This is a genomic window from Mycobacterium deserti (assembly GCF_025345615.1).
GTDB classification, from domain to species: Bacteria; Actinomycetota; Actinomycetes; order Mycobacteriales; family Mycobacteriaceae; genus Mycobacterium; species Mycobacterium deserti.
In genome coordinates, this window is the sequence record NZ_JAODWD010000004.1 from 143,570 (window position 1) to 159,153 (window position 15,584).

The 15,584-nt window shown below is 67.6% G+C and carries 15 protein-coding genes and 1 tRNA gene; 6 read left to right on the plus strand and 10 right to left on the minus strand.

The window, feature by feature from the left end:
* Positions 1-18: 18 nt before the first annotated feature.
* Both mshC and N4S67_RS17020 read right to left on the minus strand, forming a co-directional pair.
* Positions 19-1,257, minus strand: coding sequence for a cysteine--1-D-myo-inosityl 2-amino-2-deoxy-alpha-D-glucopyranoside ligase (mshC, locus tag N4S67_RS17015; protein ID WP_260994189.1), 1,239 nt, complete (start codon positions 1,255-1,257; stop codon positions 19-21).
* A gap of 38 nt (positions 1,258-1,295) precedes the next feature.
* The gene (locus N4S67_RS17020) at positions 1,296-2,066 is read right to left on the minus strand and encodes a 3'(2'),5'-bisphosphate nucleotidase CysQ (RefSeq protein ID WP_260994190.1); all 771 of its coding nucleotides are present in this window, start codon (positions 2,064-2,066) and stop codon (positions 1,296-1,298) included.
* Between the two features lie 77 nt (positions 2,067-2,143).
* Here N4S67_RS17020 and N4S67_RS17025 point away from each other — a divergent pair, with 77 nt between their 5' ends.
* Entirely contained in the window at positions 2,144-2,830 is a 687-nt protein-coding gene (locus N4S67_RS17025; protein WP_260994191.1) for a Crp/Fnr family transcriptional regulator, read from the plus strand.
* Here the strand turns inward: N4S67_RS17025 and N4S67_RS17030 are convergent.
* The 5 genes from N4S67_RS17030 to N4S67_RS17050 are packed head-to-tail and all read right to left on the minus strand — an operon-like array spanning position 2,827 to position 6,142.
* Positions 2,827-3,636, minus strand: a complete 810-nt coding sequence (locus N4S67_RS17030) for an SCO1664 family protein (RefSeq protein WP_260994192.1) — start codon at positions 3,634-3,636, stop codon at positions 2,827-2,829. The genes N4S67_RS17025 and N4S67_RS17030 overlap by 4 nt on opposite strands.
* On the minus strand, positions 3,623-4,207 hold the full coding sequence (locus N4S67_RS17035; protein WP_260994193.1) for a DUF3090 domain-containing protein: 585 nt from the start codon (positions 4,205-4,207) through the stop codon (positions 3,623-3,625). Before N4S67_RS17035 ends, N4S67_RS17030 begins: the two co-directional genes overlap by 14 nt.
* A gap of 46 nt (positions 4,208-4,253) precedes the next feature.
* On the minus strand, positions 4,254-4,958 hold the full coding sequence (locus tag N4S67_RS17040; protein ID WP_260994194.1) for a histidine phosphatase family protein: 705 nt from the start codon (positions 4,956-4,958) through the stop codon (positions 4,254-4,256).
* Positions 4,955-5,785: an undecaprenyl-diphosphate phosphatase gene (locus N4S67_RS17045; protein WP_260994701.1), complete on the minus strand. Its 831-nt coding sequence runs from the start codon at positions 5,783-5,785 to the stop codon at positions 4,955-4,957. Before N4S67_RS17045 ends, N4S67_RS17040 begins: the two co-directional genes overlap by 4 nt.
* 45 nt (positions 5,786-5,830) lie before the next feature.
* Positions 5,831-6,142: a hypothetical protein gene (locus N4S67_RS17050; RefSeq protein ID WP_260994195.1), complete on the minus strand. Its 312-nt coding sequence runs from the start codon at positions 6,140-6,142 to the stop codon at positions 5,831-5,833.
* Between the two features lie 130 nt (positions 6,143-6,272).
* Between N4S67_RS17050 and N4S67_RS17055 the strand changes: the two genes are divergently transcribed.
* The 3 genes from N4S67_RS17055 to N4S67_RS17065 are packed head-to-tail and all read left to right on the plus strand — an operon-like array spanning position 6,273 to position 8,670.
* Positions 6,273-7,310 (plus strand): YncE family protein, encoded by a 1,038-nt coding sequence (locus tag N4S67_RS17055; RefSeq protein WP_260994196.1) that lies wholly within the window; start codon positions 6,273-6,275, stop codon positions 7,308-7,310.
* Positions 7,310-7,606, plus strand: coding sequence for a DUF5703 family protein (locus tag N4S67_RS17060; protein ID WP_260994197.1), 297 nt, complete (start codon positions 7,310-7,312; stop codon positions 7,604-7,606). Before N4S67_RS17055 ends, N4S67_RS17060 begins: the two co-directional genes overlap by 1 nt.
* The gene (locus tag N4S67_RS17065; protein ID WP_260994198.1) at positions 7,606-8,670 is read left to right on the plus strand and encodes a quinone-dependent dihydroorotate dehydrogenase; all 1,065 of its coding nucleotides are present in this window, start codon (positions 7,606-7,608) and stop codon (positions 8,668-8,670) included. The genes N4S67_RS17060 and N4S67_RS17065 overlap by 1 nt, the downstream gene beginning before the upstream one ends.
* Here N4S67_RS17065 and N4S67_RS17070 read toward each other — a convergent pair.
* Positions 8,667-9,197 carry a YbhB/YbcL family Raf kinase inhibitor-like protein gene (locus N4S67_RS17070; RefSeq protein ID WP_260994199.1) on the minus strand — a complete coding sequence of 177 codons (531 nt, stop codon included), beginning with the start codon at positions 9,195-9,197 and terminating at the stop codon, positions 8,667-8,669. The two genes, N4S67_RS17065 and N4S67_RS17070, sit on opposite strands and share 4 nt — an antisense overlap.
* A gap of 22 nt (positions 9,198-9,219) precedes the next feature.
* Entirely contained in the window at positions 9,220-10,554 is a 1,335-nt protein-coding gene (locus tag N4S67_RS17075; RefSeq protein WP_260994200.1) for a M20/M25/M40 family metallo-hydrolase, read from the minus strand.
* Between the two features lie 80 nt (positions 10,555-10,634).
* On the opposite strand from N4S67_RS17075, the gene N4S67_RS17080 reads away from it, so the two are divergent.
* Positions 10,635-10,723, plus strand: a tRNA-Leu gene (locus N4S67_RS17080).
* Positions 10,724-10,746: 23 nt separating this feature from the next.
* Entirely contained in the window at positions 10,747-11,553 is an 807-nt protein-coding gene (locus N4S67_RS17085) for a DUF899 domain-containing protein (RefSeq protein ID WP_260994201.1), read from the plus strand.
* A gap of 2 nt (positions 11,554-11,555) precedes the next feature.
* Here the strand turns inward: N4S67_RS17085 and N4S67_RS17090 are convergent, their stop codons facing one another.
* Positions 11,556-15,575, minus strand: coding sequence for a bifunctional nitrate reductase/sulfite reductase flavoprotein subunit alpha (locus N4S67_RS17090; protein ID WP_260994202.1), 4,020 nt, complete (start codon positions 15,573-15,575; stop codon positions 11,556-11,558).
* Between the last annotated feature and the right edge of the window lie 9 nt (positions 15,576-15,584).

The following is a 15,584-nucleotide window of genomic DNA, read 5'->3' on the forward strand; positions in this document are numbered from 1 at the left end:
GTAAAGGAGTGGGCCGTTCTACAGCTTGACACCAAGCAGCGCGTCGATCACGGTGGCGACGGTCTGCCCGGCGAGCGCGTCATGACCACCGTAGGTGAGGGCGTCCGTCGCCCAACCATCAATGGCGGCAAGGGCTTTCGGCGTATCCAAATCATCGGCGAGGTAGCGGCGCACGCGGGCAACCACATCGGCCGCGTCGGGAGCGGCCGGCAGCGCCGTCGCGCTGCGCCAGCGGTGCAGGCGGTGGTGTGCCTCGTCGAGCACCGCGTCGGTCCACGACCGATCCTGGCGGTAGTGGCCGGCCAGCAGCCCCAGGCGGATCGCGGCGGGGTCGGTGCCGTCGGCGCGCAGTCGCGATACCAGGACCAGATTGCCGCGGCTCTTGCTCATCTTGTGCCCGTCCCAGCCGATCATCCCCGCGTGCACGTAGTGACGCGCAAACCGCCGCTCACCGGTGACGGATTCGGCGTGGGCCGCCGAGAACTCGTGGTGCGGGAAAATCAGGTCGCTGCCCCCGCCTTGGATGTCGAGGCCGGTGCCGATGCGGCTGAGCGCGATCGCCGCGCACTCCACGTGCCACCCGGGCCGGCCCGGGCCGAACGGAGAGGGCCAGCTGGGCTCGTCGGGACGCTGGGCGCGCCACAGCAGCGCGTCGAGTTCGTCGCTCTTGCCCGCGCGATCCGGGTCGCCGCCGCGTTCGGCGAACAGCCTGCGCATGGTTTCGCGGTCATATCCCGACTCGTAGCCGAACTGCGCGGTGGCCTCGGCCCGGAAGTACACGTCGGGATGGTCGGGGTCGTCGACGACGTATGCCGCGCCCGAGGCCAACATCTTCTCGACGAGCTCGATGACCTCGGCGATGGCCTCGGTCGCCGCGATGTACTCGTGCGGCGGCAGCACCCGCAGCGCGGCCATGTCCTCTCGGAAGAGGTTGGTCTCGCGATTCCCCAGCTCGCGCCAGTCGAGGCCGTCACGCTGCGCCCGTTCGAACAGCGGGTCGTCGACGTCGGTGATGTTCTGCACGTAGTGCACGCGGTGGCCGGCGTCCAGCCACAGGCGGTGCACGAGGTCGAACGCGAGATAGGTGGCGGCGTGGCCCAGATGGGTGGCGTCATACGGCGTGATGCCGCAGACATACATCGAGGCCGTCTGGCCCACGGTCACCGGACGCACCTGCCGGTCGGCGCTGTCGTACAGCCGAAGCGCAGGGCCGCGGCCCTGCAACTCCGGAACAGTCGGCGACGGCCACGATTCCATACGTTCGACTTTAAAGTGCGCTGACCGACCGCCCACATTCAGCGGTGGCGATACGCCGAGGCGATACCGTCGAGCAGAGCACCGGCCAGCTCCGAGCGACACATCACGAAGTCGGGCAGATACGGGTCGCGCCGGTTGTAGATCATGGGCGAGCCGTCGAGGCGGCTCGCATGCAGACCGGCCGCCCGTACCACGGCCATCGGAGCCGCCGAGTCCCACTCCCACTGGCCGCCGGCGTGAATGTAGGCGTCGACGTCACCGCGCACGACAGCCATCGCCTTCGCCCCGGCCGATCCGATGCGCACAAGCTGGATGTCCATCTTCTCGCGCAGCCACCACAGCACCGCGGGTGGACGGCTGGCGCTGGCCGCGATGCGGATCGGGCCGTCGGCACGCGGCGGTGGTGGCGTGACCGTGTCAGTCCGGTACATCTCGCCTCGGGCCGGAAGCGCGACAGCGGCGTCGGTGATGCCGCCGGCGGGACCGCCGCTGCGCTGCCACAGTGCGATGTGCACCGCCCAGTCCGCACGGCCCGGCAGCGAGAATTCGTGGGTCCCGTCGACCGGGTCGACGATCCAGACCCGGTCGGCGTGCACCCGTGACACATCGTCGACGGCTTCCTCGGACAGCACGGCATCGTCGGGCCGGTCGCGCGCAAGTCGGTCGAGGATCAGGACGTTGGCGCGCTTGTCCCCCGCGTCGCCGAGGTCGTACGGGTCGTAGAAGCCGAGCTCTTCGCGCACCGCCAGCAACAGTTCACCGGCGTCTGCAGCCACCTCGGCGGCCAGCGCCGCATCGGTCAGGCTCACCGGGCAAGTACATCACGCGCGCGAGCTCGAACCAGTCCGGAGGTTTAGCATCGACCAACGGTGGAATCCACGGCCCGGTGAACTCGACAGCCGCCGACGTGCTGGCACACGTGGGATTCCTGCGGGGTCTCGACCCCGCCATCTACTCGACCTTGGCTCCGCAGCTACGGCTGGAAGAGTGGCGGCGCGGCAAGGATGTCTATCGCCAGGACGAGTTCGCCGACGGTCTGCACATCATCCTTCGCGGCAAGGTGAAGGTTTGCAGCCGGGCTGTCGACGGGCGGGAGAAGCTGATGGAGATCAGAGGCCCGTCGGATGTCCTCGGCACCGTCTCCGCGCTCGACCGCGGGCCGCGCACGGCCACCGCGACCGCTGTCACCGATGTGTGCACCGCGGTCGTCGACGACGAGACGCTTCACCGCTGGATGTCCGAACGGCCGGAGATCGCCGCTCAATTGCTCAAGTACATGGCCAAGCGGCTGCGGTCGGCCAACAACCACCTGCTCGCCATGGTTTTCGACGACGTGCCCTGCCGGGTCGCCAAGGAGTTACTGCATCTGGCGCGACGGTTCGGCAGTCAGCATGGCGAGTTCCTGCGGGTGCGCCACGACCTGACGCAGACCGAGCTGGCCCAACTCGTCGGCGCTACCAGGGAAAGCGTCAACAAGGCGCTGTGCGACTTCGTCAACCGCGGGTGGATCACCACGGACGGCAAGATCACGATGATCAATCAGCCGCATCTGCTCGCGCGGCGCGCCGGCTAGAACGCCGGCCAGGGAATGGGCCTGCGCCGGTCCGGCGTCGGCATCACAGGGTTCTTCAGCAGGTCAACGGTTCTCGCGTGCAGTGCCGAGACCTCGCGGGCCGTGATGTGGTCGCTCAATTCCTCGGCCAGCCCGTTCCGAAGCTGATCGCGCAACCGGACCACATCCCCCAGGGTCTCGTCGTCGACGGGCTTACCCGCCCATCCCCACAGCACGGTGCGCAGCTTGTCGTCGACGTGCAGGCTCACCCCGTGGTCGACGCCGTAGACATGTCCGTCCACGCCGCACAGGATGTGGCCGCCCTTGCGGTCGGCGTTGTTGATCAGGACGTCGAAGACGGCCATCCGGCGCAGCCGCGCGTCGTCGGCGTGCACCAGGGTGACTTCGTCGCCCGCGTAGTCGTATGCCTGCAGGATCGGCAAGAACCCGGACGGAATGTGATCGGCGGGCAACAGGTCCACGAGGTCGGGTCCGGACGACGGCTCTTCGTCGACCTCGTCGCCCGGCTGGTCCACCCACAGCTGCAGCATTCCTTCGCCCGCGGGTCCGTCACGAATGATGGTGTACGGCACGATGTTCCAGCCCAGTGCGGCCGACACCAGATAAGCACCCAGCTCCCGGCCCGCAAGGGTCCCGTCCGGGAAGTCCCACAGCGGGGCCTCTCCCGCTATCGGCTTGTAGACGCAATGTGCTTGCCGCTCACCGAGATTGACTTCGCAGAGGAAGGTGGCGTTGCTCGCGGAGCGGATCCGTCCGATTACCGTCAGCTCACCGCGCTGCAGCACCTCATTATCAGTCGGTGTCATCGTCGGACTCGGCGAGGGCGCCGCGCCGGTAGCCATTGGTGCGCACGCAGATGTGGCCCTCCGGGTCCAATGGCTCGTCACACAGCGGGCAGGGCGGACGGCCGGCCGAGATCACCCTGTTGGACCGCGTCGCGAATTCGCGGGCCGACTCCGGGGTGAGGAAGACCCGCACCGCGTCGGGGCCCTCCTCGGCGTCGTCGAGTACCACCGAAGCGTCGAATTCGGTCTCGGACACCGCGAGCAGTTCGACCACGACGGTCTGCGCTTCGGAATCCCAGCCGAGGCCCATGGTGCCGACCCGGAATTCAGCGTCCACCGGCGTGATCAGTGGGCTGAGATCCTCGATCTCGCCGGTGTCCGGCGGGACCGGGGTGCCGAAGCGTCGGTTGATCTCCAGCAGCAGGGCCGCGATGCGTTCGGCCAGCACGGCAACCTGCTGCTTCTCCAGCACGACCGACACCACGCGCTTGTCGTGGACCGCCTGCAAATAGAAGGTCCGGTTGCCGGGCGTCCCGACAGTCCCGGCCACGAAGCGGTCGGGGGTGCGGAAGACGTGAATTGCGCGGGCCATGGCAATTTCCAAAATACCGGTTAGGGCTTGTCAGCCGTAATCGTGACTAGCCGGTCGACCCGCCGACGACGGCGTCCTCGGGCGGCACATCGTCTGCCTGCCCGTCGGTCTTGGCTGGCTTGGGGAGCAGGCCCGCTGTCAATTGGTCTCCGGTGTGGTTGACGTGGATGACGAAGGGCCGAACGGCTGTGTACCGGATCACACTCATGGACGCCGGGTCGGCGGTGATCCGCTGGAAGCTGTCGAGGTGGGTGCCCAGCGCGTCGGCCAGCACGGCCTTGATCACATCGCCGTGCGTGCACGCCACCCAGAGCGCGTCGCCCTCGTTCTGTTCGGCGATGCGCCGGTCGTGTTCGCGGATCGCGGCCACCGCACGGGCCTGAACTGACGCCAGCCCCTCGCCCTCGGGGAACACCGCGGCACTGGGCTGCTGCTGCACCACGGCCCACAACGGCTCCTTCACCAGATCGCCGATCTTGCGTCCCGTCCACGCGCCGTAATCGACCTCTGAGATGCGTTCGTCGACGATGGGCTGCAGCCCCAGCGCGGCGGCCAGCGGTTCGACCGTGCGCTCGCAGCGCAGCAGCGGTGAGCGCACGATCGCGCGGATCGGCAGCGAGGCCAGCCTGTCGACCAACCCTTCGGCCTGTTCCCGCCCCTTGTCGTCCAGGTCGACGCCATCGGAGCGGCCGGCCAGGGTGTGCGCGGTGTTCGACGTGGAGCGCCCGTGGCGCAACAGGATCACGGTCACGTGGCCGCCACCACCCCGGTGCCCAGCAGAGCAAGGACGACGACGCCCAGCACAACGCGGTAGCCGACGAACCAGTACATGCTGTGCCGCGTCAGGAACCGCAGGAACCAAGAAACCGCGGCGAACCCGACGATGAACGCGATCACGGTCGCGACCAACAGCTGTGCACCCGTTGCGCTCATACCTTCACCGACCGGATGAAACGCGTCCGGCAGGGAGAACAACCCCGAGGCGAACACCGCGGGAATCGCGAGCAAGAAGCCGAAACGCGCGGCCAGCTCGCGGTTCTGGCCGAGGAACAGGCCGGCGCTGATGGTGGCCCCGGAGCGCGACACGCCGGGCAGCAGCGCGAGGCACTGCGCCAAACCGACGATCACGCCGTCCTTCCACGTCAGCTGCTCGACGCTGCGGGTCTGCTTGCCGTAGTACTCCGCGGCGGCGATCACTGCGGAGAAGACGATCAGCGCGATCGCGATCGCCCACAGATTACGTGCCCCCGTGCGGATTTCGTCTTTGAACAGCAGGCCGAACACGCCGATCGGGATGGTCCCGATGATGACCCACCAACCCAGCCGGTAGTCCGCGGTGCGCCGCGCCGCGTCGAACAACCCGCCGAACCACGCCTTGACGATGCGGGCGATGTCGCGGGCGAAGTACAGCAGAACCGCGGCTTCGGTGCCGAGTTGGGTGACCGCGGTGAACGAGGCACCTGCGTCCTCGTCGAAGAAGACTCGCGAGGCGATGGCCAGGTGACCGGATGACGAAACCGGGAGGAATTCGGTGAGACCCTGCAGCACCGAAAGGACGATGACCTGCAACCACGACATCGCCGCCACGTCCATCACGACGACGACCGTACCGTGGGGTCGGTGTCAGCGCCCCGGGCGAGGTACCGGCTGCGCGGCGGCGATGGCGTCCCGCACGGCCGCCGAGATGCTGCGTTCGTCGTTGAGGTCGAGATCGACGAGCTTGCGAGTCGCGATCGCGACGATGTCCTCGTCCTGAGGGACGGGACCGCTCAGCCTCGGACGGTAGATCTCGACGACCAGGTTGGGCCGCTCGATGTGGAAGGAAAAGCTCCGCCCATCGCCGGTCTGGCCAAACCCGCTGGCGTGTAGACCAGTCCAAATGTCCTCGACAGCAAACCCCTGAACGCCCAGATCCCGGTGTGTGGCTAGGCTCATGACCGAACCATACCGCCGCATTCGGCACCCTCTGCGCGGGCGCGACGAGCGGCGGGGAATTCGCGGTGAGCGGCCTGCCTAGACTGGCCGTTCGTCAGCCATTCGATTCGCACGATCCGAGAGCTACCCTTTGCCGCTTTTGCTAAACATTCAAGATCAGCTGGTTCGCCTCGGCGCAGGCGTAGCAGCGTTCCTGCTCGGCGTGACGGGCTGCTCGTCGAACCCCGCCGAGGCTCCCCCGCCGACGATAGCCCCTGCGCAAGCAGCGGTTTCGCCGTCACAGTCGATGACGCCGCCGGGGGTGGTGCGCCCGTTGACCGGGCCCGCGCAGGAGGCCGTCTTCGACGCCGCCACCGCCACTCTGGCGGTGTTGACTGCCGGCCCCGCAGGTCAGTCGGCGGTCACCACGCTGGCCGGGACCGGCGCGCCGAGGCCGGTGACACTGCCGGCCGCGGCGACCGCGATGACCGGCGACGGCGATGGTCACGCTTACGTCGCGACCAGAGGCGGCTACTTCGTCGTCGACCTTGCGGCGAGCACCGCCCGCAAGGTCGACGTCGAAGGCCGGCAGACGACCGACTTCACCGCGATCGCGCGTCGCGCCGACGGCAAGCTGGTGCTGGGCAGTGCGGACGGCGCGGTCTACACGTTGGACTCCGAATCCACCGCCGCCGCCGAGCTGAAGATCTTCGCGCGGGTGGACGACCTTGTGGCGCAGGGGAACACGGTGGTCGTACTGGACCGCGGACAGACGTCGGTGACCGCGCTGTCCGAGAGCGGAACCGATTCGGAGCAGGCGCTGCGCGCCGGGGAGGGCGCCACGACGATGGCGGCCGACGCGGCGGGCCGGATCCTGGTGGCTGATACGCGTGGCGAGGGGCTTCTGGTGTTCGGGATCGAACCGCTGATCCTGCGTCAACGTGCGCCGGTGCGCGACGCACCCTACGGGCTGGCGGGGTCGGCGCAGCTGTCGTGGGTGTCGCAGACGGCAAGCAATACCGTTGTTGGCTACGATCTGGCAACCGGCATCCCCGTCGAGAAGGTGCGTTATCGAACCGTGCAACAGCCGAATTCCCTGGCCTTCGACGAAGCGTCTGGCACGCTGTATGTGGTGTCCGGTTCGGGAGCAGGTGTGCAGGTGATCGGCGATGCGGCGGTGAGTGGCTGATGTCGGCCGTCCGCGGGCGTGAGGGCCAGCCGGATTGGCACCGAGGCCGGATGCCGCCGGGGTGGGAGGACGCCATCTCGGCCGATCCCTCCGACGATTACGAGTGGATACCGCTGCGGTTGCCTCCGGATGTGACCCGGGTCAGCGCGTCGACGCGGCTGTCCATCGAAGCCGAGTACCGCGGATGGGAACTCACCCGGGTCCGGCTCTACACCGACGGTAGCAGGCGGGTGTTGTTGCGCCGCAAGAAGTCTCCCGCGGACAGGCGCAGCATCGCGGACCAGCCCGGCTTGTGATGTACCGCGCGCTGCGGCGGGCGCTGTTTCTCGTTGCACCCGAACGTATTCACACTTGGGTGTTCGCGATGCTGCGCGCCGTCACCGCGGTGCCGGTGACGCGCCGGATGCTGGCGCGCTGGCTGGCCCCGCGTGATCCCGTCCTGGCCAGCACGGTGTTCGGGGTGCGCTTTCCCGGTCCACTCGGGTTAGCCGCCGGTTTCGACAAGGACGGCCGCGGGCTGCACACTTGGGCGGCGCTGGGGTTCGGCTACGCCGAGGTCGGCACCGTCACCGCGCAGGCTCAGCCGGGCAACCCGCCGCCGCGCATGTACCGACTGGCCGACGATCGGGCGCTGCTGAACCGGATGGGGTTCAACAACCGGGGATCGGCCGAACTCGCGCGCCGGCTGGCCTCAGGCATTGCGGACATGCCGGTCGGCGTCAACATCGGGAAGACCAAGGTCACACCGCCCGAACAGGCCGCGGCCGACTACGCCGAAAGCGCCCGGCTGCTCGGGTCGTTGGCATCGTTCCTCGTCGTCAACGTCAGCTCGCCGAACACGCCGGGACTACGTGACCTCCAGGCCGTCGAGTCGCTGCGACCCATCCTCGCTGCGGTCCGCGAGGCCACCTCGGCGCCGGTGCTGGTGAAGATCGCGCCGGACTTGTCCGACGAGGACGTCGACGAGATCGCGGATCTGGCAATCGAATTGGGGCTGACCGGCATCGTCGCGACCAATACGACGGTGTCCCGCCGGGGGCTGGCCACCGCCGGCGTCGACGCGCTGGGGCCCGGCGGGATCTCGGGACCGCCGGTGGCGAAGCGGGCTGTCGAGGTGTTGAAGCGGGTGCGCAGGCGCGTCGGCGATCGGCTGGTGCTGATCAGCGTCGGCGGCATCGAGACCGCTGACGATGCGTGGGAACGCATCACCGCCGGTGCGTCGCTGCTGCAGGGCTATACGGGTTTCGTGTACGGCGGCGGGCTGTGGGCCAAACACATCCACGACGGCATCGCCCGCCGCCTGCACGAAGGTGGCTTCGCGTCGCTGGCCGACGCGGTCGGATCAGCCGCGCGCGACTAGTTCTGCTCGTAGGTGCCGTGGATGACGGCCCGTCCGATCGCATTCATGAACAGATTGAAGCCCAGGTAGGCCGGGCTGGCGTCGCCGTCGAGCTCGAGCTTGGGAACCTTCACGGCGTGTACCGCGACGAAGTACCGGTGCACTCCGTGGCCTGCGGGCGGGGCCGCGCCGATGAAGCGTTTCGGACCGGCATCGCTGCGCAGAGTCAGTGCGTCGCCGGGCAATCCGCTGCCGTCGCCCGCACCCGCGGGCAGGTCGGTAACGGTGGCGGGCAGGTTGGCCACCGCCCAGTGCCAGAAGCCCGACCCGGTCGGCGCGTCGGGGTCATACATGGTCACCGCGAAACTCTGTGTCTCCTCGGGGAAGCCGGACCAGGACAGTTGCGGTGAGGTGTCGGATCCGCCCGCACCCATGATGCCGCTGACCTGATCGTTGGAGAACGCCTGACCGTCGGTGAACGACTCGGAGGTCAGCGTGAACGACGGCAGCTCGGGCAGGAACTCGTAGGGGTTGTAGTCAAACGCCATGATTGTCCTTTCGACGGGAGTGTCAGCAGTGCAGCAGGAAGTGTTCGAGAACCTGGGTGCCGAATATCAGCGCATCAACGGGTACCCGTTCGTCGACGCCATGGAACAACGCGGTGAAGTCCAACTCCGGCGGCAGCTGCAGCGGAGCGAAGCCGAAACACCGAATGCCCAGGCGCATGAACGCCTTTGCGTCGGTGCCGCCGGAGAGCATGTACGGCACGAGCCGGGCGTCGGGGTCGACCGACAGAATGGCACCGTTCATCGCGTCGACCAGGTCGCCGTCGAAAGTGGTTTCGTAAGAGGGTAATTCGGTAACCCATTCCCTGGTCACGTCGGGGCCGATCAGCTCGTCGATCTCGCGCTCGAACGCCGCCTGGCGACCGGGCAGAATACGGCAGTCCACCACGGCTTCAGCCGAGGCCGGAATCACGTTGGCCTTGTATCCGGCCTTGAGCATGGTCGGGTTGGCCGTGTCGCGCAGGGTCGCGCCGACCACGCGGGCAATGGGTCCCAGCTTAGCAATGGTCCCGGGCAGATCCGGCGAGTTCAGATCGAACGAGTATCCGGTCTCCTCGGTGACCGCCTCGAGGAACTGCCCGACGGCGTCGGTCATGACCAGTGGAAACTCGTGGCGGCCCAGTTTGGCCACCGCCTCGGCGACCGCGGTAACCGCGTTGCTGTCGTGGATCATCGACCCGTGGCCGGCGTGGCTGCGCACGGACAGCTTCATCCACATCATCGACTTCTCGGCGGTCTCGACGAGGTACAAGCGCCGCTCGCCGCCGTCTTTGCGAGGGACGGTCAGCGAGAATCCGCCGACCTCCCCGACCGCCTCGGTCACGCCCTCGAACAGGTCGGGCCGGTTGTCGACCAGCCACTGCGACCCGTACTTGCCGCCGGCTTCCTCGTCGGCGAGGAACGCGAAGATCAGATCCCGCGGCGGCACGATGCCGGCGCGTTTGAAGTGCCGGGCGATCGCGATCAACATCCCGCACATGTCTTTCATGTCGACCGCGCCGCGGCCCCAGACGTAGCCGTCGGTGACCGCGCCGGAGAAGGGGTGCACGCTCCAGTCCGACGCCTCGGCGGGCACGACGTCGAGATGGCCGTGCAACAGCAGCGCGCCGCGGTTCGGATCGGCACCGCGCAGGCGGGCGAACACATTGCCCCTGCCGGGCGCGCCGGATTCGACGTATTCGGTCTGATAGCCGACTTCTTCCAGCTGCTGCGCCACCCAGCGGGCGCACTCGGCCTCGCCCTTTGTGGTCGAGGGCTCACCGGTGTTCGACGTGTCGAAGCGGATGAGCGAGCTGACGAGGTCGACCACCTCGTCTTCGGCTTTGGCGGGAGGTGTCACAGCCCTATTCGTACCATTGAGACCGCGGCCGGGTTTGGGTCCGGGCTGCCGAATCCGATAGCCTAAGCTGCCCAGAACTGGTCCGAGTGGCGGAATGGCAGACGCGCTAGCTTGAGGTGCTAGTGCCCTATTAACGGGCGTGGGGGTTCAAGTCCCCCCTCGGACACCAGTGGCGGCAGAAAGACAGCGGCCATGACGGATGAATCAACAACCTTCGGCAAGCCCGCGATCGTCGACCGGGCCGCTTTTCAGACCGAACTCGACAGACTGCGCGCGCGGGAGAAAGCCCACACCCGAGAAGGCGACGCGATCGCCGCGGCCCGTCGGCGCCTGCCCATGGTCGAGGTCGATCCCGCCGTCGAGCTGATCGGACCCAACGGTCCGCTCACCCTGCTCGACGCGTTCGAAGGGCGACGGCAGCTCATCGCCTATTACTTCATGTGGTGGCCCGGCCGGCCCGCACCCGAGCAATGCGAAGGCTGCACGCTGTTCCTCAGCCAGGTCGGCGAGCTGTCCTACCTGCACTCCCGTGACATCACCTTCGCGGTCTTGTCCGAGGGCCGCAACACCGCGTTCGGCCCCGCCGACGCACAGCTGTCCTACGACGAGAGCCTGCGCTACCGCGAGTTCATGGGTTGGGACATGCCCTGGTATTCGGCGCAGCCCTCTCTCGACGCGCTCCTCGTCGGTCGGGAGCTCGGCCTGTTCCACCTCGTGTGCTACCTGCGCGACGGCGACCGCGTCTTCGAGACCTACTGGACGAAGCGCCGGGGCGTCGAGGCCATGGACTACAGCTATTCGCTCATGGACCGCACCGTCTACGGACGCCAGGAACGGTGGGAGGACTCACCCACCGGCTGGCCACAACACTGCTCCATGAGGAGTGACGGTGGCTCGCCCACTTGGCCGCCGGTACTCCAGGAGTGGGGCGGACGCCCCGTCGCCCAGTGGCCGCGACTCGACGCCGGACACTCCGACAATCTCGCCGTTGAACCCTGACGTCAGTAGACGTCGCGCACGTAGCGCTTGTCGGCCACCAGCTCGCGCTTGTAGGCGTGGGCCTTCTCGTGTGACATGCCGCCGTGGCGTTCGATGATGGTCGTCAGCGCGGCCTCGACGTCGCGGGCCATCCGGTTCGCGTCCCCGCAGACGTAGAAGTGAGCGCCGTCCTCGAGCCAGCCCCACAACTCGGCGCCGTTCTCGAGCATCTTGTGCTGGACATACACCCGCTCGGCGTGGTCGCGGGAGAACGCGAGGTCCAGCCGGTCGAGCAGGCCGTCGCGAACCATATCCTCGAAATCGTCTCGGTAGTAGTAGTTTTCGGCGCGGTGCTGCTCGCCGAAGAACAACCAGTTGCGCCCCCTATGACCGAGAGCGCGGCGCTCTTGCAGGAAGCCCCGGAACGGGGCGACCCCCGTACCCGGACCGACCATGATCATCGCGGTGTCGCCGTCGGCAGGCGGACGAAAGTGCGGCGACCGCTGCAGGAACACCGGCACCGGAGCCGACGCACGGTCGGCCAGGTAGGTCGAACACACGCCGCCGCGACCGCGGTAGCGCACCACCGACACCGTCAGCTGCACCTCCCGGGGACTGACCAGCGGACTCGACGAGATCGAGTAGCTGCGCGGCGTGAGCCGCACCAGGACGTCCTGCCATTCGACGGGGTCGGCGTGCACGGCGAACTCGGACACCAAGTCGATGCCGTCGCGATGCTCGAGCCAGCGCTTCAATTTGTCTGACGAAGCCCGCAGGGGGCGCGCGTCGCGACTGTGCTCGGCGATGAAGCGCACGAGGTCGGGTGTCACCTTGCGAATGTCGTATGAGTTGGTCAGTGCGTCGCGGAGGTGTTGCTCGGCGCCGTCGACCTCGATGACGTGGTCACCGCGCAGGCCGGTCGCGGTCAGCCACGCGTCGACGACACCCACATCGTTGCGCGCGAACACGCCGAGGGAGTCGCCCACTGCGTAGGTGACGTCGTGCTCGGAGATGTCGAATCCGAACTGGCGCACTTCTTTCGCCGAAGCGGGCCCGCTCAGGACGGTGTTGCGGGCCAGCGGAGCGAGTACGGGCTTGGCGCGGGTGAACGGTTCGGCGAGGGCGACCGGGCGCGTGACGGCGGCGGTGCGGCCGCCACTCGGCGAACCCGGCGCCGGTGCGTCGGACAGCAGCCTGGCGACCTCATCGGCCCACTGGTGCATCGGCTCGTCGTCGTAGACCTCACATTCGGCACGGTCGAGCAGTTTCGTCGCGCCGAGATCGGACAACCGCGAGTCCAACGACTTGGCGTGGCCGCAGAAGTCGTTGTAGGAACGGTCACCGATCCCGAGCACTGCGTAGCGCACTCCGTCGAGCGCGGGCGCGTCGCCGTCGCGCAGCCGCTCCCAGAAGTCGGCGCCGTTGTCGGGCGGACCACCGTCACCGAATGTGCTGGTGACCACCAGGACGTCTCGCGCCGCGGCGAGGTCCGACAACGTCACGGCGTCCATGTTGATCAACTTGGCGCCTGCGATTCGTTCGGCCACCGAGCTGGCAAACTCTTCTGCGTTGCCAGTTTGGGACGCCCACACCACTAGCGGGCCACCGGAGTCGGCGCCGGGCGCTGGTGGCACCGCATCTTCGTCGGCCCCGGCGAAGCGGCCCGCCAGCAGCCCGTTCACCCACAGCCGCACATCGACACGCACCGGCGCATTGGCAGGCAGCACCGGAACCCTGGCAGGTTCGTTACCGATGCCGGTGAGAAAGCCTGCCAAATAGAGCTTCTCGTCTTCGGTAAGCACAGGGCGTTGGGCTGCGCCCAATCCGAGTTCGGCGGCGACGGGGTGGTTCGCGGCAGCGGAGTCCACCGCCTTGACCGGTCGCAGACTCACCGCGCAGACCTTGAACTCTGGTTGCAGAGACTCAGGATCGACGGCGTCGTTGGTCAACGCGTTGATCGTCAGATATTCGCCGTGTTCGTCGTTCCAGTGGAACGGCACGAAACAACTGCCGGGCCGGACCCGATCGGTGACGACGGCGGGCATCACCGCCCTGCCCCGCCGCGACGTGAGTTCCACCGGCTTGCCCTCGGTGATGTCGAGGGCCACCGCGTCCACGGGATGCACTTCGACGAACGGCCCGCGGTCGAGCTTGTTGAGCTTGTCGACCCTGCCGGTCTTGGTCATGGTGTGCCACTGGTGTTGCAGCCGGCCGGTATTGAGCACAATCGGATAATCGGTGTCGGGCAGTTCGTCGGCGTCGACGTGCGGGCGGGCAAGGAACACCGCACGCCGAGACGGGGTGGCGAATGCGAGTCGCGGCCGGTGGCCGTCCTCGTCCGCGAAGAGATGCTGACTGACACCGTCGTTGAGGTACCGGATCGGATGCCGGTCCTCGTCCCCCCCGGCGGCGCTGCGCGGCGGCACAGGCCACTGCAGCGGCGTCTCACGCAGCCGCTCATAGCTGGCGCCGCGGACGTCCCATCCGGTACGCAGATTGGTGAATTCGCGTATCTCGTCGAAGATCTCGCTGCTGTCGCGGTAGGCGAAGTGCTCGCCGAAACCCAGTTCGTCGGCGATCCGGCAGATCAGCTGCCAGTCCGGTAGGGCCTGGCCGGGCGGCCGGATCGACTGCTGCAGCAAGGTGATGGTGCGATCCGAGTTGACCATCGTCGCGTCGGATTCGGCCCATAGTGTGGCCGGCAGCACGATGTCGGCGTAGCGGTTGGTGGCGGTGTCGCGGTAGGTGTCCTGGGTGATGACGAGTTCGGCGGCTTCGAGGCCCGCGATGGTGGTTCTGCGATTGGGCATGGTGGCCACCGGGTTGGTGCAGATGATCCAGCAGGCCTTGATCTCGCCGGCGGCCAGGCGTTCGAACATGTCGACCGCCCCCGGGCCGAAGTCGGTGCGGATGGTTCCCGGCGCCAAATTCCACTTGTGCTCGACGAAGGCTCGGTCTTCGACGGACAGCACCGATCGTTGGCCCGGCAGCCCCGGTCCCATGTAACCCATTTCACGACCGCCCATCGCGTTGGGCTGACCCGTCAACGACATCGGCCCGCTGCCCGGTCGGCAGATCGCACCGGTGGCCAGGTGCAGGTTGCAGATGGCGTTGGTGTTCCAGGTGCCGTGCGTGCTCTGGTTCATCCCGACCGCCCAGCACGTCATCCACTCCCCGGCGTCGGCGATCATCGCGGCCGCCAGACGCAGGTCGGATTCACTGACGCCGGTGATCTTCGAGACGTCGGCGGGCGGGTAGTCGGCCAGGAACGCCGGCATGGCGTCCCAGCCCTCCGTGTGTTCGGCGATGAACCGCTCGTCGATGTGACCGTCTTCGACGAGCAGGTGCAGCAGACCGTTCAGCAGGGCCAGGTCGGTGCCCGGTTTGATCTGCAGGTAGAGGTCGGCCGCCTCAGCGGTGGCCGTCCTGCGGGGGTCGACGACGATGAGCTTGGCGCCGGCCTTGAGGCGGTCCGCCATCCGCAGGAACAGGATCGGATGACAGTCGGCCATGTTCGAGCCGATGACGAAGAACAGGTTCGCCGTGTCGAAGTCGGTGTACGAACCGGGCGGGCCGTCGGAACCGAGCGACTGCTTGTATCCGGTGCCCGCGCTGGCCATACACAGCCGCGAGTTGGATTCCATGTACTTGGTGCGCAGGAACCCCTTCGCCAATTTTGTTGCGAGATACTGTGATTCGAGCGACATCTGGCCTGACACGTAGAACGCCACCGCGTCAGGACCGTACTTGTCAATGATTGTCCGTAGGCGCCGGCCGGCCTCGGCGATCGCATCGTCGACCGGTGTGGGCACGGGTTCGTCGTCGCGGCCGGGTCGCAGCAGCGCTGAGGTGAGCCTGCCGTCGTCGGCGCGCATCATCTCGGCGTGGGTGGCGCCCTTGGTGCACAACCGCCCGAAATTAGTCGGATGCAGCTTGTCCCCCGACACGCGCGCGATCACCTGGCGGCCGTTGTCGGACGTGGTTTCGACGGTGATGCCGCAGCCGACACCGCAGTACGAACACGCTGTTCGGGTCACGGCCATGGGTCCATC